The sequence below is a fragment of the Nitratireductor sp. PBL-C9 genome (assembly GCF_050877045.1).
Taxonomy (GTDB): Bacteria; Pseudomonadota; Alphaproteobacteria; order Rhizobiales; family Rhizobiaceae; genus Nitratireductor; species Nitratireductor aquimarinus.
The window spans coordinates 132,362-154,686 of sequence record NZ_JBPAXW010000001.1; the positions used below are offsets into that span (position 1 = coordinate 132,362).

The window sequence follows — 22,325 nt, forward strand, 5'->3', positions numbered from 1 at the left end:
TCACCCGTTGATCAGTCGAATATAAATGAATATAGATCTCGAAAACGGAGAGATGATAAAATGATATTATGCAGAATAGTATTGGAGAATATAAGATGAAGGCAATGGTTTGATTTGATAAACAGGTCATCTTGTCTTCTGTGGTTGCACCCAAGACAAGAGTGACAATGACGACCTACCGTGTTTCCGGAGCTCGTGCTCCCGTCATCATCAACGCTGACATCCCTCCCAAAAAAGCGCCGCCCCCCACGCGCCCGTCCCATTCACAACCCAAACAGCGCATCGAAACTCCGACCGTGTCGACAATTCGTGGCACTGGCCTGTCGACCTCACTGTCGACGCTGGTCACGGACCAAACCTACAGGGCAATCAACAAGACTGCCGCGCGCACCCGGAAAGACATGCCGGACATCAAGGCGATGGCGCGCGAGGCAATGAGCGCAATCGTCAAGCGCCTCACGGGCAAGACGGTCGACCCGGATCACCTCTACCTGAACACATTCTCTGCGGCGCAATCCTCGCGAACGAGCTTCACGGGCTGGGAACATGCAGACAGTCCGAAGACCTCGATATCGCTCACCCAGCTTCTTCTGAGAAACTTTGGCGCGACGATGCAGGAGATGCTGCCATCCGATCTCCAGCTCAATGCCGGCGTCTACAGAGCGGGCAAAGGCGAGGCATTCTACGGAGCGCCAAACGAGTTTCCACTCTCGGTCGCTGCACTTCGGGACGCGATATGGGCGGAAGATTTTCAGGCCAGAGTGCAGGATCGGCTCCGCGACTTCTGGAAGGACCATTTCCAGGATGTGCGCATTCTCGTAGAAGCACAGTTTCTGGCAGAAGTCGCAAGGGCGAAGGAAGAGATGCTTCTCTCGCCCGAAGGGCACGCTCTCGCCCGAAGTGTCTCGGTCGACCTCGCCGACCCACAAAGCTGGATTTCTCTCTCTGGCCTCGGCAAGAGCGCCGTCCCCGTCGAAGACACGATTGTTCGCCGTCTTGACATAAACGGCTACGCCTCAAGCGATATTCTGCTGCTCAGCGACAAGAGTGGGCGCACCATTCTCTATTTGCCGGGTGAAAAGAAAGCCCTGCATGAATTCCAGAGCGAGGATGCGCTGAAAGAATGGATCAGGCTGCAGGCCTCCTCAAGGAAGGGCCGGAAAATGCTGGAGCGGCATTTCTCGCTCTACTGTCGCCAGGACGGGGTCTGGTATACGGGTGTCAGAAACGCTCTCAAGAAGCTGGGAACGGGCGCCTGGCAGTCAGGCATAAACACGCGGAACTTTCGGGTCTCCGGTGATGTCTTCCATGTGCTTGCAAACAATATGCGCGCGCGCAGCAACAGCGATGCCGACACGCTGATCAAGTCTGACAGCGAAGTGTCGCGCGACCGATGGCTGGAGCAAATACAGACATTCAACGATGTGTTCTGGCCCGTCACGATGCTTGTGCCGGGCCTGGAGGGCGCCTTTCTGGTGGGCAATCTCGGCAGCGAGCTGGCGCTGGAGACCAACCGGGCTGTGACCGGCGACACCTATGAACAGCGCAGCGCAGCAAGCCAGTCTGCCATACTCACGGGAAGCGCCATACTGATTGGTGGCGCGTTGAGCGCCGGCGCACGGTCGATTGCAGAGCGAACAGGCGATTTGTCTCCAGTGGCGGAGCCGCCACATCTGGCGACAGGTACAGAGCAACCCATTGTTGATCGTCCTCCTTATCGGGGAGCGCTTAGCCGCCGGGCGCAGATGACGATGAACAGCATGGGCTACGTCCTGTCTGAGCTACCGGAAGACATTGCCTACGATGCAATGAACGACGTGGTTGAGCGAATGAAGGAACGCGTCGACGCCCTGCGTCACAAATTCGAGGATCTTGGGCGTGAGCCGGATGAGACGGGGCGATTTGGCAATCACCATCTTGTCTATCGGGTGGATGATTTCCGCCCGGAACAGCTGCTGAACGCCGGTGTGTTTCGCCCTTCATACGAGTTCAACGCAATTTCCAACATGCTGAATGAGCCGGCGACGATCGGCAGCGGTTCCCTGATCGGCAGCGACAATGTTCTGGCCGCGTGGCGCAGGGACAGGTGGTCACGCAACCCCCTTTATCAATACGCAATCGTGACTGAAGACGGCCGCGTCGCGGCCAATCTTGATGGCGGCGGTGAAGACATCGAACACTTTGATGAAGTGCATTTTCGCCCGCCGCTGGCAAAGAATGTCTACCTGCTCGACTCGACCGATCCGAAGGTGCGGAAGATGATTGCGGACATCGTCGCTTCACCGAACATAAACACCAGTTATGGCGTGCCGCTGCAGGTGTTTTCCGATTATTCAAAAGGGCGTCTCAGGCTTCATGACGGGCCGTTGCCGGCACAGTCATCGAATATTCCATACGGTATCGATCCGCTCGAAGCGATTGACCTGAAGGACGGCGAGATCGAGCCCGTCAGCCCGTCACGGCAAAACTGGCAGCGCATCCGCGAATGGATCGATGCGCTGCCGGATCCGGAAGGGGGTGAAACAGCACCCGTCGCGACGGGCTCTACTTCGTAGCGGCCCGCAGGCCTTCCATGAACGCGCCGCCAAGCTGGGTTTCGCCGAACCAGTTCAGCCGGTTCATGGTGGCGAAGCCTTCGGCGATGAGGCTGTTCTCATCGCCCTTGCGGCTTGAATGCGCGCGGCCGCGTGGCACGATCAGCTCGATCTCGTCGCCATTTTCCCGAACGATCTCGGTCTTGCGCGCAATCTTGTCGCGACCGATGGTCGGCTGGGCGATGGGGGCTGGCAGATCGGCCGGAAGATTGACGCTGAGCCAATGGCCTTCCATGGCCCACTCGCTGCGCGTCTGCCAGAGACGTTCGATGAAGCGGGCCAGCCATGCGGCGTCCCCTTCGCGCACATTGGCCTCCTTCACGCGGGAGAAACCGATGGCGGGAATGCCCCAGAAGGTCGCCTCGCGGGCGATGCCAAGCGTGCCGGAATAGGCGAGATCCTCACCGACATTGCGCCCGTCATTGACGCCGCCAACAACGAGATCGGGCTTCTTGCCATCGTTGAAGAGCCAGCCCATGGACGTCACGATGCAATCGGCCGGCGTGCCCGAGCAGGAGAAACGGCGCTCGCCGAGGCGGCGCATGGTGATCGGGCGCGCGACCGTGAGCGACGGGCCGGCGGCCGTGCGCTTGCCGTCCGGCGCGACCACCCAGACGTCGTCCGTCAGGAGGGATGCCGCTTTGGCCGCCAGCGCAATGCCGGGAGCTTCGATGCCGTCGTCATTGGAAATCAGAATGCGCATATATCGTCTCTTTGTCGATCTGGTAGGTGTCACCGGTGCGAGCGCCGGTCAGAAGGGCGGGAATGTGCTGATGAAGCGCGTCGAGCGCGGCCGCATCACAGGAATGGCCGATCAGCGCCGGACGTCCGGCGGCTTCCCATAACGCAATATTCTCGGGCAGCGTGGGGTGCGTCGGCATGCGGATCCAGGCCGCTGCGCCCTGGTCTACGAGCCGTGCGCCGGGCGAGCCTTTCGGCAGGTGCCCGCTCAACAGGATCGGATAGCCGGCAAGCTCTGCTGCGGCGAGCGCCGGACGGGAAGGCCCGGCGACACCCATACCGTCATGGACCAGCAGAGGGCATGCAGGCAGCGCCTCTCCCACATTCCAGTCGCGTGCGGCGGCAAGCCGTCCGGCAAGAACGTCAACACGGTCTTCATGCACGGCGCCGGGCGCATGGATCTGCGCAGACAACGCCTCGCGCATGCCGGCCTCGATGGCGAACGGCACATCGATGGCGGCGATCAGCTCCAGCGAACGACCTGAAAGCGGTGTCGGCAGAAGGCAGCCATCGGCATAGTCCGCAACCCACTTGGCAATGCGCTGGGCGCGTTCCGTGCCGGGAATGGGATCTGCGCCATAGGAGGCGTCGAGGATGAGAAGGTCGCAGGAGGGAAGCGGCTGCATCGGGAAAACAGCGCTTTCGGGCACGATGTCGGCTGAGTAGACCACGCGCCGCCCCTGCCCTTCGACCGAGAACCAGACCCCGCCGACCACATGGCCGGATGCGCCGGTTTCAATCGCGAGCGCGCCGGCAGAAAGCCGCTCGCCCGGCTCGAAAAGCCGGATCTGCGCGTCCTTCGGCATGAACTCCCACAGCTCTGCCGCGTCCGCATACTGGGCAAGCGTTGCCGGCATCTCGGTGCGGGTCTCCGCAGTCATGTAGATCGGGCCGGTATAGCCCTCGCGGATCAGGCGGCACAGCGCGCCGATATGATCCTCATGGGCATGCGAGATGAACAGGGCGTCGATGTCACCGACCGGGCGGGCGAGCACGGGGTAATATTCATCCCCTGTCGCACCCACCTTGATGCCGGCATCGAGCATGATCCGGGTGTTGCCATCGCTGACCGCAACACTGGTTCGTCCCTTTTCGCCGAACCCGCCCTGAAGATCGACCGTTAACATCAGGCTGCACCATCAGCCGGGATGAGCCAGCCCGATGTAATGGCAAGCCTGGCCCGCTGACCGGCCTCGAAGGACACCGGATCGGGCTGGTCGAAATGCAGGCCGAGCTGTGGCGCGGAAGCAGGCTCGAACTCGATGCGTGCAGACCCGCCGCGATAAACGGCGCGTGTGATCGTGCCCTCGAAGCCCGGCTGGCTCGCCCCTACGGATGTGATCTGCGATGCGCGGCAGCAAATGCGCGCGTCCTTGCGCGGCTTCTCGCCCTTGCGGCAGCGCACGACCAGTTCCTGGCCAAGCACGCGCACGCGGCACTGGCCGTCCGCCTCTTCGGTCTCGACATCGGCAGGCAGAACCATGCCCTGCGAGATGAAGGAAGCGACCATCTCGTTGGCCGGCTCATGATAGAGCTCGCGCGGGGTGGCAAGCTGCATCAGGCGACCGTGATCCATGACCGCAATACGGTCTGCCAGCGCCATGGCCTCGGCCTGGTCGTGGGTGATGTAGAGAATGGTCGTGCCGGTGCGCTTGTGGAAGTCGGCGAACTCGTCTTCCATCGAGGCGCGCAGATGCACATCGAGATTGGCCAGCGGCTCGTCGAACAGCACCAGCCGCGGCTCGGCGACGAGACAGCGCGCCAGCGCCACGCGCTGCCGCTGACCGCCGGACAGATTGGCCGGACGGCGGTCGCCATACTGTTCCATGTTGACGAGCGCCAGCGCGTTTTTCACGCGCTCCTCACGCTCCGCTTTGGGCACGCGCGCCACTTTGAGCGCGTAACCGATGTTCTCGGACACGCTCATATGCGGCCAGAGCGCGTAGTTCTGGAAGACAATGCCCACGCGGCGCTTTTCCGGCGGCGTGTTGGCCTCGGCAGTGGAGACCTCGCGGTCGCCGATGCGAATATTGCCGCCGGTGACGGTCTCGAAACCGGCGATCATGCGCAGAAGCGTGGTCTTGCCGCAGCCGGAAGGGCCAAGCACGGCGAGGAACTCGCCATCCGCGACATCGATGGACACATTGTCCAGCGCCTTGGTGTCGCCGAAGGCCTTGGTGACGTTGTTAATGCTCAGTCCCGCCATGGAAGAACTCCGTCCGGTAGTTTGTTTGCAAAGAGGCTGGCGAGCAGCATCAGAAGGAAGGTGGTTGCGACCATGATGGCGGAAACCGCCGCCGCATATTTGGAATCTCCGCCCTGTTCGAAGGAGAAGATGACAACGCCGATGGTCTCCGAACCGGAGGACCACAGGAGCGCAGAAACCGTCAGCTCGCACAGCGCCGTCATGAAGATCAGCAGGCCGCCGGCAATGGCCGCCGGAGCGATGAGCGGGAAGATGATGGTGCGCAGACGCGTGAACAGTCCTGCGCCGGCTACCTGCGCAGCCTCCTCAAGCGCCCGGTCGAGCTGGAAATAGCCCGTGATCGTCGGCCGCACGGCCAGGATCAGGAAGCGCGCGAGATAGGCGTAGAGGATGATCCAGACCGTGTTGTAGATCTGGATGCCGGTGATCGGCATGGGCTTGAGGAACAGGAGCAACGAGGCAATCGCCAGCACCACGCCCGGCAGCGCATAGGGCAGCTCGATGGCGAGGTTGAGCGCCTTGATCCAGCGCTTGTTGCCCCAGGCGATGACATAGCCGAGCGGGATCGCAACGAAGACGGCGAAGATGGACGCCCCAGCCGAGAGATACAGGCTGTTCAGGAAGGCGCGGCTTGCCGCAGCGTGCTGGAAGATGACGAAGTAATAGTTCTCCAGCGTTGCCGTCTCAGCCGAAAGCGTCACGCCATAGCCCCGCACCAGCGAGGTGAGAATGAGCCCCACCAGCGGCAGAACGAGGATGAACGCGATCAGCACCCACATGCCGAGCTCCACCGGCAGACGCCATGCGCCCAGCTGGTAGGGCGCTGCGGGCAGCGAGGTGGACGTGATGCGGAAATCGCGCCGGCTCGCAATGCGGTCCTGCATGACGATGCCGACCATGGCGATGATACCGATGAGCACTGAAAGGAACGCGACATCGGAGAGGACATCCGGTCCGCCACCGGCCAGGCGCTGATAGATGAGCGTCGGCAGCACAAGATAGTTTGCCGGAATGCCCAGGAAGGCGGGAATGCCGAAATTGCCGACACAGGAAACGAAGGTGAGCGCCGCTGCACCCACGATGGAAGGTGTCATGAGCGGCAGAATGATGGTGCCGAGCACCCGTACCCAGCCGGCGCCGCTGGACTGCGCGGCCTCGACCAGTTCACGCGGCAGCTTGCGCATGCCGGCGCGCACGATCAGGAAGACGAGCGGCGCGTACTGGATGCCGAGCAGGAAGACGATGCCTTCGGGCGAATAAAGCGGATTGCGCGTGCCGAGCGGCGGAGCCATGCCCAGCATGTTCAGGAGCGGGCTGGAGGGGCCGAAAAGCTGAAGCCAGGCAAGCGCGGTCACCTGCGGCGCAATCATGAGCGGCGTGACGAAGCACAGGACGAAAGCCTGACGCTGACGCACATCCGACAGTGAAACGAGAATGGCGACGGCCACGCCCAGAACCAGCGCGAACAGCGTTCCGCCAAGGCCCACCACCAGCGTGTTCCAGGTGGCGCGCCAGGTCGTTTCATCAATCAGGCCGTTGCGAATGATATCAAGCGAGAACTGACCGCCAGGCAGGATGACTTCCTGCAAAAGCCGCGCCATTGGCAGCAGCGAAAAGATGACGATAAGCGCGACGATCCCCGCTGTCAGGGCCATCTCCTGGCCCTGACGTTCCTTGCGAATAGCGGTCATTCAGATGTGTCCTTAGCCGCCGAACATGGAGGAGAATTTCTCCTTGTTGCCGGCGATCTCGTCAACAACCTTCTTCACATCAACTTTCATGATGCTGATCTCGGTGCCTTCCGGCAGCCAGTCCGGGGAACCGACCGAAGGCTTGGCCGGCAGGTAGCCCTGCGTAAGAGCCAGCTTCTGGCCGTCGTCGGAGAGAATGAAGTCGACGAACTTCTTGGCTGCGTCAGTGTTCTTCGCGGTCGACATGATGGCGACCGGCTCGGTGACGGCGGTGACGCCTTCCTCGGGGAACACGAACTCGATGGGCGAGCCGTCTTTCTTGGCGTTCATGGCCATGAAGTCGACGAGCATGCCATAGGCCTTCTCACCGCTTGCGACGGACTTCAGAACAGCGCCATTGCCGCGCACGGCAACGTGGCCGTTTTCCTTCAGCTTCTCGAAATAGTCCCAGCCGAGGTCGTCACGGTTTGCGAACGCGGACAGGAGATAGGCTGCTGCACCCGAATAAAGGGGGCTCGGCATGATGGTGAGGTCCTTGTAGGCCTCGCCCGTCAGGTCGGACCAATGCTCCGGCTTTTCGGCAGCGGCCGTGTTGTAGGCGATGCCGGTGGTGATAAGCTTGGAGCCGAAATAGGTCTTGTCGGCGTCGTAGGCCGCTTCCTCGAAGCCTTCCACATTGGCTTCGGGATAAGCCATCAGGTGGCCGTCCTTCTTGAGAATTTCCATGCTCACGGCGTCAGCGATGAGGAGAACGTCGGGCTGCGGGCTACCGGCAGCGAACTCGGCTGCAAGTTTGGTCATCAGGTCGCTGGTGCCGGAACGGAAGATCTCGACTTCGATGCCCGGGTTAGCCGCCTTGAAGGCGTCAACGGTCTCGGCGGCGTCAGCGTCGGGCTGCGACGTGTAGAGCACCAGGTTCTCGGCAAAAGCCGCGGTGGACGTGAGCAATGCGGCTGCAAACGCAACCGAGCGAATGGTGGACTGGCGTACCATGGGGTTACTCCTCTGTTTGCTTCTCCGGACATTTAACGCCGGAGCTCCTCCCCTGCATGCGCAATATGACAGGCTTGTAACAAAAGCGCCTCATCATTGAATATGAACATATGTTTGTCGTCAATAACAAAAGAACGCAATAAAATTTCGCGCCTTTCGCCCGGCAACGCCGCCGCGACGTGCCGAACATTGTGCTAAAACCTTGACGCGATGAGAGAGGGAATCACCGCCGTGGCGCGCAAAAGGAAAAAGAAGCCGGCTGATGAGCCGACGCTGTCTTCCGCAGACATCAATGTGAAAATGGCCTGGCTCTACCATGTGGAGGGCCTGACACAGGAGAAGATTGCCAGCCTGCTGAATGTCAGCCGCATGAAGGTGATGCGCGCGCTGGCCGCCAGCGCCGAGAACCACATGGTGGTGACCACCATCAATGCCGACACCGCCGAACAGGTGGCGCTGGAGCGGCAGCTGGAAAAGCGCTGGGGCCTGAAAAGCGCCATCGTGGTGCCCGCCCCGCAGGAAGCCGACAATCTGGAACGCTCGATCGGACATGCGGTGGCGCGCTATCTCGAAGAGCAGATGCAACCCGGCATGACACTGGCGATCGGCGGCGGCGCGACACTGCATTCCAGCCTGAGTTTCATGGCGCAGCGCGATCTTTCCGGCTCGACCGTCATCGGGCTTGTGGGCAGCCTTCCGCATTCGCAATGGATCAATCCGTCCATCGTGGCCACCAAGGTGGCGGAACGGTTGAAGGTGGACAGCTATCAGATCAGCGCGCCGGTGGTGGTGGACGACCCCGAACTGCGTGAGCGCCTTTGGGAACAGCCCTCACTGCGCGATGTGCGCGAGCGCGCCGCCAAGGCGGACATCGCGCTTTTGACGGTTGGCGCGGTTTCACCCGACGCGACGATCTTCCGCCATGGCATCGTTCCGAAGAAGCTGATCGATCCACTGCGCGACAAGGGCGCGGTGGCCAACATTCTCTGCTATTTTGTGAATGCGGCAGGCCAGCTGGTCGACCATGAGGTGAACCAGCGCATCATGGCCATCGATCTCGATGTGGTGGCGCGCATTCCGCACGTGATTCTGGCCGCCGGTGGCGAGCAGAAGGTCACGGCCATTCTGGCGGCGCTGCGCACAGTGTCTGCAGCGGCACTCGTTACGGATGCCGCCACAGCGCGGATGTTGCTGGAAAAAGCAGACGAAGAGGGGCTCTGAGCGGCCCCTCACCCGGTCAGATCAGACCGCGCTCGCGCATGAAGTCATCGAGACCCACATGCGTGATGGTCTCGAACTCGCGCACGGCCTCGAGCATGGCGCGGCGCTGGGCCGCGAGAAGCAGAAGCACCTGCCGCATTTCGCCGGAAATGCCAAAGCGCTCCCAACGGTCTGCGAGATGGCTCGGAAGGCCGGCGGCCTCGCAAAAGGCCGCGATGTTCTTGTAACCCAGATCCGTCACGAGCGCCTGCGTCTCCTCCGGCGTCGAACGCGGCTCAAGCGCGTGGTCATGCAGACGCTGCGCCAGAAGGCGGATATCGTTCGGCTGTGGCGCGTTGGCCAGAACCTTGTTGATCAGAGACGAAACTCTCGGGGGCTTTTCGCTATGCATCGCACTCTCCATTCGCGGCGATCATAGGACGAGAGCGGGCGACGCTCAATCGGAAAGCGCCGCCCGGCGATACCACTTTCAAGCAGGCCCTTAGCCAAGAAGGCGTGCAAGCGGCTTAATGCGCTGGATCACAAGCACGTCCAGAGCGAGCAGAACCAGCAGGGTGACGCCCACCAATGGGAAGAGAAGCGACACCAGAAGCATCAGCGCCACCGCGCCCTTCCACAGCGGCATGTCTGCCGGCATGGGCGGTGCGGCCAGACGCAGCGCGTGCGGTGGACGGCGCATCCACCACATGACAATGCCGCTGGCCGACAGGAAGAGGACCGCCAGACAGAACGCCGTGTTCAGCGCCAGATTCCAGATGCCCATGTCGCCTTCGTGAAAGGCGATGCCAACCGCCATCGCCTTGCCGCCAGGTGAATAGTCGGCAAAACGAACATCGGCCAGAACATTGCCCGTATACTGGTCGACATGCACCGTTCGGTCGGAGGTCGGATCGGTGGAATCATTGCTCATGGAATCCTGCGCGAGCGTCCACACGCCAGTGTCGCCGCGCGGCGTGGCGACGCGGAACCGGCCCTCATAGCCAAGGCTCCGCCCGAAGGCGACGATCTGGTCCAGATTGTAGGGAGACGCACCCGGCACGCCGGCCACACCAGCATCGGAACCAGAGGCAGGGAGTGGCGTCTGCTCCAGCGCCCAGGGCACATCCTTGGTCGCACCGTGATTCAGGGATGCATGCGTCTGGTCAGACAGGGGCAAATTGTCCCACTTCTCCGCCGGAAACGTGCTCCATGCCTGCACGAATTTCTCGCCCCAGATGCCGGCCCATGAAAGGCCGCTCAGGAGGAAGGCGAGGAGAAGCGCTGCAGCATATAACCCGGTGGTCTTGTGCAGGCTCTTCCAGAAGGAGCGGCCGCGCGCATTGAGGTCGGGCCGGAAGGCGCGTCCTGCGCCCTGCCCGTCACGCGGCCACCACAGATACGCGCCGGTGATGATGAGCACGATGCCGAAACCGGCCGCGATCTCGATCAACCGGTCGCCCAGATCGCCGATCAGCAGCGTGCCGTGAATGTCCGAGGCGAAGTCATACCAGCCGGCCTGGCGGCTCCAGATGTCCAGCACCTCTGCGGTGTAAGGGTCGACGGCGACCAGCTTTGCCTCGCCACCGCTGTCTACGCGGAACACGGCAGCACGGTCTGGCGCGGTCGGAGCGATATATTCGACCACATGCCCCTCATGCAGCGCCGTCTGCGCCGCCGAAGCCTGCTCAAGAATTGACGTCTCTTCGCCCTGCGGCGTGACCGTGATCTTTTCGCCGTCACGCCCGTCGAGTGCGCTGACCCAGAGCATGATCAGGCCGGTCACCGCGAGCATCGCCAGAAACGGCGCGACATAGAGGCCGGCATAAAAGTGCCAGCGCCACGCTGCCATGTAGAATTTGCGTGAAAGCGTTCTGTCCACGACAGTACGCGCCGGAGCTTCCTCAAGCGCCGGCGTATCGACATGTGTCATGATTTCCTCCCGTCAGCCCTTGGCAGCCAGCCGCCTGAGCTTCTCCAGCATGGAATCGTGCGCCTCGCCGTAAGACAGCGTGCCGACGAAACCACCCTCCCCATTCATCAGATAGACCGAAGCCGTGTGATCGATGGTGTAGTCGCCATCATCCGTGGGCACTTTGCGGTAATAGACGCGATAGGCCTTTGTGATGGCTTCGATCTGCTCTTCGGTGCCTGCCAGTCCCTGAATGCGATCATCGAAACTGGACGTGTAGAGCGCCAGCTGCTCCGGCCCGTCGCGCTCCCAGTCAACGGATACGAAGGCGAAGTTGAGCCTGTCCGCATCCGCACCGAGATCATCGATGAGGCCCGATAATTCATAGAGCGTGGTCGGGCACACATCCGGGCAAAAGGTGAAACCGAAGAAGATTGCCGTCGGTTTGCCGAGAAAATCGGCCTCGGTGACGGTGGTTCCATCCTCTGCGGTCAGCGTGAAGGGGCCGCCGATATCGGCGGTGCCCATTCCCCCACCGGACCGGCCGGTGGGAGAGATGTTCATCGTCACCATTGCGACGATGGCAAGGACCAGCGCGAAAACCGCGCCGGCCAGGATCGATAACGAACGACGGGACATCAGCTCTTGCCGTTGCCGTGCATGTTTTTGTGCATGTTTGGAGCCGGTGCGCCGGGCTTTGCAACCGACATTTCAACTTCGATCGTGCCGGCCTTCTCGAAGGTCAGCGTCACCGGAACGGGCGCGCCTTCGGCGATGGGCTCCTTGAGCTCCATAAACATGACATGCAGACCGCCGGGCGCGAGATTGACCGTCTCGCCGGCCGGAACCGGAATGCCTTCGGGCAGATGACGCATCTTCATGACGCCGTTGGTCATGTCCATCGTGTGCAGCTCCACGCGGCCTGCAAAGGCGGCCTCGGCGCTGACCAGCCGGTCGTCTTCCTCACCGCCATTTGCGATGGTGACAAAGCCGCCCGCAGCCTTTGCGCCGGGCGGCGTGGCGCGGGTCCATGGCTGGTCGATGTCAAGATTGCCAAGCGTGTAGTCGCCGGCGAATGCGGGAGCGGCGATGAACAGCATTGCTGCCGTGAAAGTGCGGGTGAAAAAGCGCATGTCTTATCTCCATAAGCGCAGATACGGGCGCATGAATGCGCAGCCGTGAAAAGGGTTTGTTGCGTCAGATGGAGAAGGATGGAGGGCCGCGTGCGTCGGCCAGAAAACCGAGCGTGACGGGGTGGAAGACCGGAGGCGCGGGCAGTGTTGCCGCTGCAAGCGGCGCGCGTAAGGCGCAGTCGAGCCCGGCATGGTCGCCGGGCAATGCGGGTGAAACCGCACAGCCGGCCTGGCAGAGGGTTGTGCAGCAATCATGCGGACTGCGGGCGGGTGCAGGGCCATTGCCCGTTTCCGGCCCGATGCCGCTCGGATTACAGATGACGAAGCCGGGAATGCCATCCGCACCCGCCATGTTTCCCTGCGCAAAGGCCGCTGCAAAGCCCTGCATGAGAAGGAAATAGGCCAGGAGGCCGGCCATGAGACCCGCCGCGAGACGATCCTTCAACATGTCGCGCATGAACTTCATGAAAGCGTCGTGACACATTTCCGTCGCCGTGTCACTGCGGCGAATGCGGCGTCCATGCAGGACGCCGCAACTGGCTCAATGCCCGGGCCGAGACGCCAGAATGTCCCGCGCGCGATCCAACATCGGCTTGTCGATCATGCGCCCGTCGAGCGTGGCGGCTCCCCTGCCCTGTGCGTGGGCCTCTTCCATCGCCGCGACGACGCGCTTTGCCCAATCTGTTTCCTCATCCGACGGCAGGAATGCCGCGTTGAGAGGCGCGACGGCTGCCGGATGCACGCAGGTTGCGCCGCGAAAGCCGAAGGCCCGCGCCCGGCGAGCCACTGCGGAAAGATGCTCCGCATCACCATAATTGGCGACACTGTCCAGAAGCCCCAGAGGCGCGATGCCGGCTGCATGCGCGGCAAAGACGATCTGCTGGCGCGGCGCGAGCAGCGCCTCTGGCGTCGGCTGCATGCCGGTGGCTGTGGCGAAGTCCTCACTGCCGAGGATCATGCCGCAAAGGCGTGGATCGGCCCGCGCAATGTCATGCACGTTTTCAAGACCGCGCGGGGTCTCGATCATCGCCACCAGAGCGATTTCGCCGGCCGGCAGGCCACGTTCGGCCTCAAGGTCAAAAAGCATCTCGGAGATGAGGCGCAGTTTTTCCGCAGCTTCGCATTTGGGCACGAAGATGCCGCGCAGACCGGGCTGAACCACAGCTTCAAGATCCGGCACGGCAAGCCGCATGCCGCCATTGATGCGCACCAGCAGATCCGATGGCCCTGCGGCGAGGGTCGGCAGCGCCGCCGCTGTCATCGTGCGGGCGGCTGCCTTTTCGTGATCGGGGACGCTGTCTTCCAGATCGAGCACAACCGCATCGGCTCCACGGGTCTGGGCCTTGCCGATGAAACGCTCATTGTTGCCCGGCACATAGAGAAGCGAGCGCCAGCGTGGCTGGTTTGCTGTCTGCCTCATGCATCTGCTCCGTCGTTGATGACGCCGGCGGTGACGAAGCCATCGACTTCGGCATCGGAGAACGCGGCCGCCCGCAGGATTTCGCGCGAATGTGCGCCCAGCGCAGGGGCCGGACCGCGCAGGGTGCCCGGCGTTTCGGAAAGGCGCGGCGTGGGCGCATGCATGGGCACGCTTCCGTGCTCTTCATCCGGTGCAGCGACATAGATGCCGCGCTCGATGAAATGACGGTCGGCGCAGATGTCCGCCACGTCGTAAAGCGGCGCGGCGGTGATGCCGTCCTTCTCGAAAATCTCCAGAACCTCGGCGCGGCTGCGCGCCCCGATCCACCCACCGACAATTGCGTCGACCTCATGCCGGCGCGAAACCCGCTGCTCGTTGGTGGCGTAGCGCGGGTCGGTGATCATGTCTTCGCGCCCGATGCTGCGGAACAGGCGCTCGGCGGTTTTTTGAATGGACGCGGAAATGGCGATGAAGTGCCCGTCGCTCGTCTTGTAGACATTGCGCGGGCTCGACGTGTTGGACCCATTGCCGACACGCTGTTTGGGCTTGCCGGTGATCTGGTAGTCGAGCGGCTCCGGCCCAAGCACGGAAACCATCGCATCAAGCAGCGACAGGTCGATCACCTGACCATGCCCGTCGCGGTCACGCGCGCGCAGCGCCATCATCACGGCATTGGCCCCGTAGAGGCCGGAAATCATGTCTGCGAGGGCCAGCGGCGGCAGCAGCGGATCGCCCCCTTCCTCGCCATTGCGGTGTGCAAAGCCGGACATGCCCTCGACCAGCGTTCCGAAACCGGGACGCGGGCTGTAGGGGCCGCTCTGGCCAAAACCGGAAACCCTGAGCAGAACCAGTCCCGGGAACTCGCGCTTGAGCACATCCGGCCCGAGCCCCATCTTTTCCAGCGTGCCCGGCCGGAAGCTCTCGATCATCACGTCGGCGCGGGCGATGAGCCGGCGCAGAAGATCCAGCGCGCCTTCCTTGCGAAAATCAAGCGCGATGCTCTTCTTGTTGCGGCCATAGACCTTCCAGAAAGTGGCATGGCCGCCCTGCTTCCACGCCCGCAGGGGATCGCCTGCGGGAAGCGGTTCCACCTTGATGACCTCGGCCCCGAAATCGGCCATCTGAAGCGAGGTCATGTTGCCCGCCACGAGACGCGACAGGTCAAGCACAACGATCCCGCTCAGCGGACCTTTTGCATCGGGCGTGAAATCGACGGGTTTCCAGGCACGGTCGGCCATAGTCTTCCTTCTTGTAGTCTCAGGCGCGCGCCGCAGGTTCGCGGCGCTTCATGAAGCGTTTCGTCGCCATGCCCAGTCCGCCAAGGACGACCATGGCAATGATGATTCCGAGCGAGATGGGCCGGTCGATGAAGATCGCCCAGTCACCTTGCCCCAGCATGATCGACTGGCGGAAATAGTTTTCCGCGAGCGGAGCAAGGACAACCGCCAGAATGAACGGGCCGGTGGGATAATCCGCCTTTTTCATCAGATATCCGAGCACGCCGAACACCAGCGCGACCCATATGTTGAACGTGCTGTAGGCAAGCGAGAACGCACCCACGACACAAAGGGCGATGACGACGCTTGCCAGATGCCCCTGCACGGAACGCAGAAGATTCACGAAGACGGGAATCAACAGCACATTCGAGAAGAGCAGGAAGATGTTCGCCAGCACAAGACCTGCGATCATCGCCCAGACCACGTCTCCCGACTTGATCATGAGAAGCGGGCCGGGCTGCATGCCGAACATGATGAGCGCGCCAAGCATGATGGCCGTGCCGCCGGAGCCGGGAATGCCGAGCGTGATAAGCGGGATCAGCGAACCGGGAACCGAAGCATTGTTGGAGGCTTCCGGTCCGGCGAGACCTGCAATTGCGCCCTTGCCGAACTCTTCCGGCTTGCGCGAAATGCGCCGCTCCAGGGCATATTCGAGGAAGGTCGCGACAGTTGCGCCGGCGCCCGGCAGGATGCCGATGACGGTGCCGAGGATCGAGCCGCGCACGGTTGCGCCGCCGCTCTCCTTGATGGCGGATGCCGGCGGGATGTATTCGCGGATGTTGAAGCTCGGCTTGCCGAGATCGATGCGCACGCGCTTTTCGAGATTGTAGAAGACTTCGCCAAGGCCGTAGAGGCCGATGATGATGGCGACGAAGTCGATGCCCTCGATCAGCTCCGGCGTGAAGGCGAAGCGGATATGGCCGGAAATGTAGTCACTGCCGAAGGTGGAGACCAGAACGCCGACACAGGCCATCAGCAGGGCTTTCACCATGTTGTCGCCGGCCAGCAGAATGATCGTACTGAGCCCCAGCAGCATGAGCAGGAAATATTCCGGTGCGCCGAGATAGATCGCGTAGGACGAGACCACCGGCGCGAAGAAGATCAGAACGGCCAGGCCGAAGAAACCGCCGATGAAGGACGAGAACGCCGAAAGGCCGAGCGCCAGACCGCCCTGCCCGCGCAGCATCATCGGATAGCCTTCCATGGCGGTGATGATGGCGGGGGCGTCGCCCGGCGTGTTGATGAGGATCGACGTGATGCGGCCGCCATACATGGTGCCCATGTAGACGCCGGTGAGCAGGCACAGGCCCGAAGCGTGCGGCATGCCGAAGGTCAGCGGCAGCATGAGCGCGATGCCTGCCGACGGCCCCAGCCCCGGCAGCGCGCCGACCACCGTGCCGATCATGCCGGCAAGGAAAATCAGCAGAATGTTGTAGACGGTCAGAACTTCCGAAAAACCGCCCGCGAGTTGAGTGAGTGCGTCCATTGGAGAGCGACTTTCAGGAAGACTATTGAAGCGGGATTTTCAGCCAGAGGCTGAAGATCGTGTAGATGACGGCCAGAATGGCGGCGCTGACCAGACAGGACTTTACGAAGCCATGCCCGTTGAAGCGCCACGACAGGATGATCATCAGCACGCCAAGCGGCGCAAGAATGCTGCCCCAGCTCATGGCGTAGATCGCGCCCGCCAGAAGAACGAAAACGGCGGCCACCGGGAGCGCCGAAGAAAGATCTTCGATGACGGCGCTGCCGTCCGCGCCGGGCTTGCGCCCGGCCATGAAAGCCTTGACGGCGAGGATGCCGATCAGACCCAGAACGACAAGTGCGATGTTGAGCGGGATATACCCCGGCCCGAAGCTCTGCTCCGAGCCGTAAGGCATATCCAGACTGCTTATGAGGAGGACTCCCGAAAAGACGGCGAGACCCGCAAGCAGGACGATTTCCGACAGTTTCATGAGCCCTCTCCAGTCACTTATTTAATGATGCCGAGCTCGGTGAGCGTCTCGCGATAGACGCCCTGGGTCTCTTCGAGATAGGCCTCGAATTCATCACCGGTGATGAAACCCTCAACCACGGAGTTCGGGTCGAGATAGCCGGACTTCCAGGCAGCGCTCTCGTTCAGCTCGGTCATCTTCTCGATGAGATAGGCCTTTGCTTCATCGCTGATGTCAGCCGGAGCGGTGACGCCGCGATAGAGGCTGAGCGTGATGTCGATGTCCTGCTCTTTGAAGGTCGGAACATCGGGAAGCGCGTCGATGCGCTCTTCCGTGCTGATGGCCAGCGCGTTGAACTTGCCTGCCTCGATGAAGTCGCGGGCCGTGCCCGGATTGGTGACGATGAAGTCGAGCTGGTTGCTCAGCAGTGCTGCAACCACATCGCCATCGCCCTGGAACGGCACGAAGTTGACCTTCTTGCCGGTCTGCTTCTGGAACTGGATGGCGACGATGTGCTCGATGCTTCCCGTGGCCGTGCCGCCAACGTTCAGAACCTTGTCGGCCTTGAGCAGGTCGTCGATGGACTTGTAGGGGCCCGCCGCGTTGACGACGAGCAGCTCGGGGTCGATGCCCAGACGCGCAATCGGCGTGAAATCGGAAAAGTCGAGGCCGATGTTGGAGGTGAGCGGCGTGGTGATGTGCGAGGAGGTCACCGACATGAGGTAGTGACCGTCACCGGCGCGCGAGTTCAGGTAGCCCATGGCCACGGCGGAGCTGCCGCCCGGCTTGTTGATCACGTTGATCGGCGTCTCGATGATGCCCTCTTCCTGCATGATCTTGGCCATGGAGCGCAGCATGGTGTCGTGACCGCCGCCCGGACCATAACCGGCGACGAACTCGATTCCGCGCTCGGGGAATTCCTGCGCGCTGGCCGGAGCGGCCTGTGCTGCAGCGAGCACGGCGGCAGCCATACCCATGGATTTAAGCATATGTTTCACGTCGTTTCCTCCTGATGATCGTCTGGTTGAGTGATGTTGGAACCGCATTGCGTGCGGATCGGGTGGCTACCGGGCCGGCAGCCTGTGGCGAAAGGCGGTCAGCGCGGCGGTGGCCTGCGCTGCGCTTTCGCAGGTCACGGCAATGACCTGATCGATGTTTGCGGCCATGCGGTCGGCGGGGCCGGCAATGTTGAGTGCGGCGCGCACACATCCGTCTGCATCGAGAACGGGAGCTGCAACGCCCGCAGCACCCTCGACCACGCCACGCAGATTGACTGCATGGCCGGCCGCGCGCGCGTCTTCCACTTTTGAGAGAATGGCTTCGCGCAGATCCGGATTGCCGGCTTCTTCAGCCGCACGCGCGGCATACGCGGCAAGCCGGTCGGCGGAAAGGCCGGTCAGAAGCACGATGCCGCTCGTGACCTGATGCGCCCTGCGCGACACGGTGATGTCGCGGTCATATCTGATCTCGCGCTCGGGCATGAGCTTGGAGATGTAACGAACGCGGTCGTCTTCATCGAGCACGGCGAGAAAGCCGGATTCGCCCGCCTCGCGCACTGCCGTGTGCAGAACCGCATCGGTGAGGCGCGCAAGTGTGCCCCATGCCTGATGCGCGTCATCCGGCTCGCCGGGAAGACGGCAAAGACGATAGCGGCCGTCATCCTCGCGGGCGGCATAGCCAAGATCGACCAGCATGCGCAAAAGGCCGAGCGCGCTGCTCTTGGGAAGCTCCAGTGCAGCGACGGCGTCGGAGAACGAGACCGCGCCTTCCTGACGGGCCATCCATTCCAACAAAAGCAAAATGCGCTCAGCGCCGCGACCACTCACCTGGCTGCCTCCTCCTCGGCCTCCGCTAGTTCAGTATGCTGAACTAGTTCTTTATTTAGAACAGTTATTTGGTAGAGACTATTGGCGGCGGCGTCAAGCCGGCAAAGAAGAGGGCCGGCAAGTGACTGGAAAGCATCGGCTTTTGCGTGTTTTGACCGTGGATAAGGTGCAGGCGACAAACAGCATGCCCAAACGAAAACAGCCGCAGACCGGATTGGCGGTCTGCGGCTGCATAGCGTCGATCAGTCTGAATCAGCGCACGACGAGCTTGATCGGATCGGCGCTCGGCGGATCGAGATAGCCGAAGAAGCGCTCGATGGCCTTCTCGTCGCCCTCAATGGTCAGCGAGCCTTCGGCCAGTGCATCGGCAAGCGTGGTCTGCTCCAGAAGAATGTCATCCAGAAGCGCCTTGGTCGCGACGATGGTGGCGTCGGTTTTCTCCGGGCTTTTAGGATGGAAGACCGCCACGCCCCTGCGGATTTCAAGCGCGCTGTCGTCCTGGATATCCGTGAACCGGAACCCGATGGTCATGTGCGCGTCCGCCGCCTTTTCGGGATCGAGCCGCACCCGAACGGACTCGATGATGGCGTCGGGCGAAAGCGCCTTGATGATGTCGGGAGCGGCGAAGTTCCAGATGCGCGAATAGTCGAGCTTGTCCTCCAGTTCCAGAGCACCGCCAAGCGCAAGGCCGCGCCAGTAGATATTGGGCTGCTGATAGGCCCATTCACGCATCGCCTCGGCTTTCATTGCACGGGCTTCCATGTCCTCGCCATCAACGCGGACGGCATGGGTCAGAAGCTCCATCGACCAGCCATATTCGCCTTCATCGAGCGCCTTGCGGGCCTTCTCCATGATCGCGTCACGGCCGCCAAGCGCCTCGACATAAAGCGCGGCCTTCTTTTCGAAGCCCGGCGTGGCGAGTTCGGTCGGATCTGCCTGATACCAGCCGAGATAGCCGCCATAGATGTTGCGCGTGCTGTGTGCGACAGTGCCGTAATACTCTCCAAGCCACGGATCATTGGCCAGATGCTCCGGCAGGCGGATCGTGTCTGCCAGTTCCTCCCGCGTGTAGCCCATGTTCATGAGACGCACGGTCTGGTCGTGCACATACTGGATCGCGTCGCGATAATTGGTGATGCGCTCGACAATGAACTCGTTACCGACCCACGGACGCATGTGGGAGCCGGAATAGCTGTCTGCCTCACGCGCATACTCGAGCAGCCGGTCGACGCCCGTATACCACTCCACGGGATCGCGGAACTTGGTGCCGCGCAGCGTGTAGATGTTGGGGAAGGACTCGCCCTGGAGCGTTTCCGATCCGTGCAGGTGTTTCATCTCCGGGAACCAGACGCCGATTTCATCCTCGGCATCGCCATAGGCGTGGAACATGACCATCCGCACACCGGCGATTGTCACGTCCAGCATTTCGTCAAACGTGTCCGTCGGCTGTAAAAGTGACACCGGGCCGGAATCGAATGTGGGCCCAAGCGCCTGATGCACACGGCCTTCCGGGCCGACATCGAGCAGCGTGCTGGCGAGCGCGGTGCGGATCGACAGGATCGGACCGACCACGCTTGCGTCATTGACCAGATATTCCATGAAGCTGTCATGGGCGTAGATCTTCACCTTGCCAGACTTCACGTCCTCTTCGGTCACGCCGAGACCCTTGGAGCCGAACGGGTGATCTGGGTGGCGGTGCGTGTAGACGATGGCCTTGATGGGTTTGTCGGTTAAGCTGCGGAACTCCTCCATGACCAGCGCGCCGAAATCGTCATTCTCGCCCGGATCGATGATGATGACGCCGTCATCGCCAACCACCATCGTGGTGCTGGTGATGCCGTAGCCAACCGCCACATAGACCTTGTCCTTGACCGGCATATAGATGCCGCGCTGCATCTGCCGGGCAAACGCGGTCTGTTCGGGATGGATCGTGTCCGAGGCTTCCGTGAAGGCGAGATTGTCGCCGCGATCGAGCACAATGGGCGCGAGATTGGGCTTGAAAGCCTCATAGCCTGCCATCAGGCGCTCGACTTCGGCCTCGTCCGCCATCGCATCGGATACCAGTCGAACATCGCCCGCCTGCGCCAGAAAGAGCGCACAGGCAGCGCCGGCAAGCAGGGACAATGTCTTGTTTCGATGTGGTTTGAGATGTGTCGTTTCAAGCCGGCGCACGACCGGCTTTGCGGATGTCTTTTGCATGCTTCTTCTCCCCAAACAGGAACCGCTGGCGGTTGCCGCAGTCCAAATGCCTGTACGAAGACCGCGCTCGGCGCTACCATGAGAGGTCTTGTGCAAAACCACTCACGGGCACGGGGCGCGGAAACCGTTCAGCCATGGCGTTTGAGTATTTCGAAACTTAGCCAGCCTGCTACGTAATTTCCGACAAGTTTTCGGGGAGGAAAACTTTGTGAGCGAGCGCGCAGGAACCGGCTTTTTCTCCACGGAGGAACCCAGCCTCTACGAGGCGGCAATCCGCCCGTGGAACCTGACCGTCGAGCCGCTGGAGGCCGGCCCGTTCGGCTGCGACATCGCGTTTCTGAAGCTCGACGGCATCGCCATCTACCGGGATCAGTACCATACGGATATGCGGCTGCGCGGCACGACACCGCCCGACGCTCTTGCGCTCGCCCTGCCGCTTGCGGGTCTGTGCGACAAGTCGGCCTTCTGGGGGCGAACGCTGTGCAAACACAACCTTCACCACAGCTTCTATCGAGAGCTGGACAGCACCACGGCTGCCGGCCACGACCAGATCGTCATCCTGATTGGTACGGATGAACGCTATGCGCCGGAATTCGCCGATCTCTGGGATCATTTCGACGCCTGCAAGAACGGTCGCCCCATTCACCTGACGGACCGGCAGGCCGGCGCCCTGCGGCGGGTCTGTCTTGATGCGCTGCACACGGGCGAAGGAGAACCAGACAGAGCGTTCGGCGACATGCTGCGTGCCGATTTGGTCGGTGCGATCAAGCCGCTCGTTCTCGAGGCCTGCCGGCAGGAACAGGCCCGGCCGGACCGGCGCGGAAATTCGGCCATTGCCCGCATGTATGATTTTCTTGAAGCCTCAGACGAACCGCGCCTGACGGTTGCCGGACTTTGCAGGATGGCCGGCATTCACGAACGCACGCTGGAGCGCGCGGTACGGGCGAAATTCGACTGCACCGTCCACGCCCTGCTCCGCCGCCGCCGGTTGCACGAGGCGCGTCGTATGCTTCTCTTTGCCGATGCCTTCACAAACAACGTGACGCGGATTTCGCACGAACTCGGCTTCTATGATGGCGGGCGCTTTGCGCGTGATTATGCCGCCCTCTTCGGCGAACTGCCTTCGCAGACATTGCGGCAGAACGCGATAGAGACCGTCACGCCCCTCCTGGTCTGAACGAAAAACGCCGCGCCTCCCATGG

20 protein-coding genes are annotated in these 22,325 nt (G+C 62.0%); 3 read left to right on the plus strand and 17 right to left on the minus strand.

Features of this window, described 5'->3' with window-relative positions:
- Window positions 1-167: 167 nt before the first annotated feature.
- A complete protein-coding gene (locus ACRTG1_RS00660) occupies window positions 168-2,555 on the plus strand; it encodes a dermonecrotic toxin domain-containing protein (protein ID WP_432515535.1) in 2,388 nt (795 codons plus the stop codon).
- On the opposite strand, the gene ACRTG1_RS00665 is transcribed toward ACRTG1_RS00660, so the two are convergent.
- Genes ACRTG1_RS00665 through ACRTG1_RS00685 form a run of 5 tightly spaced genes read right to left on the minus strand, consistent with a single transcriptional unit; the run spans window position 2,545 to window position 8,225 of the window.
- Window positions 2,545-3,297, minus strand: coding sequence for a 5'/3'-nucleotidase SurE (locus ACRTG1_RS00665; RefSeq protein ID WP_206544819.1), 753 nt, complete (start codon window positions 3,295-3,297; stop codon window positions 2,545-2,547). The two genes, ACRTG1_RS00660 and ACRTG1_RS00665, sit on opposite strands and share 11 nt — an antisense overlap.
- Window positions 3,275-4,462, minus strand: coding sequence for an MBL fold metallo-hydrolase (locus ACRTG1_RS00670; RefSeq protein ID WP_432515536.1), 1,188 nt, complete (start codon window positions 4,460-4,462; stop codon window positions 3,275-3,277). The genes ACRTG1_RS00665 and ACRTG1_RS00670 overlap by 23 nt, the downstream gene beginning before the upstream one ends.
- Window positions 4,462-5,541 (minus strand): ABC transporter ATP-binding protein, encoded by a 1,080-nt coding sequence (locus tag ACRTG1_RS00675; RefSeq protein ID WP_113156963.1) that lies wholly within the window; start codon window positions 5,539-5,541, stop codon window positions 4,462-4,464. The genes ACRTG1_RS00670 and ACRTG1_RS00675 overlap by 1 nt, the downstream gene beginning before the upstream one ends.
- Complete coding sequence (locus ACRTG1_RS00680; RefSeq protein ID WP_113156962.1) at window positions 5,529-7,232, minus strand: ABC transporter permease; 1,704 nt, start codon at window positions 7,230-7,232, stop codon at window positions 5,529-5,531. The genes ACRTG1_RS00675 and ACRTG1_RS00680 overlap by 13 nt, the downstream gene beginning before the upstream one ends.
- A 12-nt stretch (window positions 7,233-7,244) precedes the next feature.
- Window positions 7,245-8,225: an ABC transporter substrate-binding protein gene (locus ACRTG1_RS00685; RefSeq protein ID WP_113156961.1), complete on the minus strand. Its 981-nt coding sequence runs from the start codon at window positions 8,223-8,225 to the stop codon at window positions 7,245-7,247.
- A 210-nt stretch (window positions 8,226-8,435) separates the two neighbouring features.
- On the opposite strand from ACRTG1_RS00685, the gene ACRTG1_RS00690 reads away from it, so the two are divergent.
- Entirely contained in the window at window positions 8,436-9,446 is a 1,011-nt protein-coding gene (locus tag ACRTG1_RS00690; RefSeq protein ID WP_206544822.1) for a sugar-binding transcriptional regulator, read from the plus strand.
- A gap of 16 nt (window positions 9,447-9,462) precedes the next feature.
- On the opposite strand, the gene ACRTG1_RS00695 is transcribed toward ACRTG1_RS00690, so the two are convergent.
- The 12 genes from ACRTG1_RS00695 to ACRTG1_RS00750 form a co-directional block, all read right to left on the minus strand.
- Window positions 9,463-9,837 carry a hypothetical protein gene (locus tag ACRTG1_RS00695; RefSeq protein ID WP_113156959.1) on the minus strand — a complete coding sequence of 125 codons (375 nt, stop codon included), beginning with the start codon at window positions 9,835-9,837 and terminating at the stop codon, window positions 9,463-9,465.
- A gap of 90 nt (window positions 9,838-9,927) precedes the next feature.
- Window positions 9,928-11,355, minus strand: a complete 1,428-nt coding sequence (locus ACRTG1_RS00700) for a PepSY-associated TM helix domain-containing protein (protein WP_432515537.1) — start codon at window positions 11,353-11,355, stop codon at window positions 9,928-9,930.
- Between the two features lie 12 nt (window positions 11,356-11,367).
- Window positions 11,368-11,973, minus strand: coding sequence for an SCO family protein (locus ACRTG1_RS00705; protein WP_299935776.1), 606 nt, complete (start codon window positions 11,971-11,973; stop codon window positions 11,368-11,370).
- Window positions 11,973-12,467 (minus strand): copper chaperone PCu(A)C, encoded by a 495-nt coding sequence (locus ACRTG1_RS00710; protein WP_206544825.1) that lies wholly within the window; start codon window positions 12,465-12,467, stop codon window positions 11,973-11,975. Before ACRTG1_RS00710 ends, ACRTG1_RS00705 begins: the two co-directional genes overlap by 1 nt.
- A gap of 64 nt (window positions 12,468-12,531) precedes the next feature.
- Window positions 12,532-12,951, minus strand: coding sequence for a hypothetical protein (locus tag ACRTG1_RS00715; RefSeq protein WP_432515538.1), 420 nt, complete (start codon window positions 12,949-12,951; stop codon window positions 12,532-12,534).
- A gap of 57 nt (window positions 12,952-13,008) precedes the next feature.
- Entirely contained in the window at window positions 13,009-13,887 is an 879-nt protein-coding gene (locus ACRTG1_RS00720) for an HpcH/HpaI aldolase/citrate lyase family protein (RefSeq protein ID WP_432515539.1), read from the minus strand.
- Entirely contained in the window at window positions 13,884-15,125 is a 1,242-nt protein-coding gene (locus ACRTG1_RS00725; RefSeq protein ID WP_206553140.1) for a CaiB/BaiF CoA transferase family protein, read from the minus strand. The genes ACRTG1_RS00720 and ACRTG1_RS00725 overlap by 4 nt, the downstream gene beginning before the upstream one ends.
- 19 nt (window positions 15,126-15,144) lie before the next feature.
- The gene (locus ACRTG1_RS00730) at window positions 15,145-16,650 is read right to left on the minus strand and encodes a tripartite tricarboxylate transporter permease (protein WP_113156952.1); all 1,506 of its coding nucleotides are present in this window, start codon (window positions 16,648-16,650) and stop codon (window positions 15,145-15,147) included.
- A 22-nt stretch (window positions 16,651-16,672) separates the two neighbouring features.
- Window positions 16,673-17,119 carry a tripartite tricarboxylate transporter TctB family protein gene (locus ACRTG1_RS00735; RefSeq protein WP_432515540.1) on the minus strand — a complete coding sequence of 149 codons (447 nt, stop codon included), beginning with the start codon at window positions 17,117-17,119 and terminating at the stop codon, window positions 16,673-16,675.
- Window positions 17,120-17,136: 17 nt separating this feature from the next.
- Window positions 17,137-18,087, minus strand: a complete 951-nt coding sequence (locus ACRTG1_RS00740) for a tripartite tricarboxylate transporter substrate binding protein (protein ID WP_222474186.1) — start codon at window positions 18,085-18,087, stop codon at window positions 17,137-17,139.
- 75 nt (window positions 18,088-18,162) lie between these two features.
- Window positions 18,163-18,924: an IclR family transcriptional regulator gene (locus ACRTG1_RS00745; protein ID WP_432515541.1), complete on the minus strand. Its 762-nt coding sequence runs from the start codon at window positions 18,922-18,924 to the stop codon at window positions 18,163-18,165.
- A gap of 252 nt (window positions 18,925-19,176) precedes the next feature.
- Entirely contained in the window at window positions 19,177-21,123 is a 1,947-nt protein-coding gene (locus ACRTG1_RS00750) for an alkyl/aryl-sulfatase (RefSeq protein WP_432515542.1), read from the minus strand.
- A 208-nt stretch (window positions 21,124-21,331) separates the two neighbouring features.
- Between ACRTG1_RS00750 and ACRTG1_RS00755 the strand changes: the two genes are divergently transcribed.
- Window positions 21,332-22,300: a helix-turn-helix domain-containing protein gene (locus ACRTG1_RS00755; protein ID WP_432515543.1), complete on the plus strand. Its 969-nt coding sequence runs from the start codon at window positions 21,332-21,334 to the stop codon at window positions 22,298-22,300.
- Window positions 22,301-22,325: the final 25 nt, after the last annotated feature.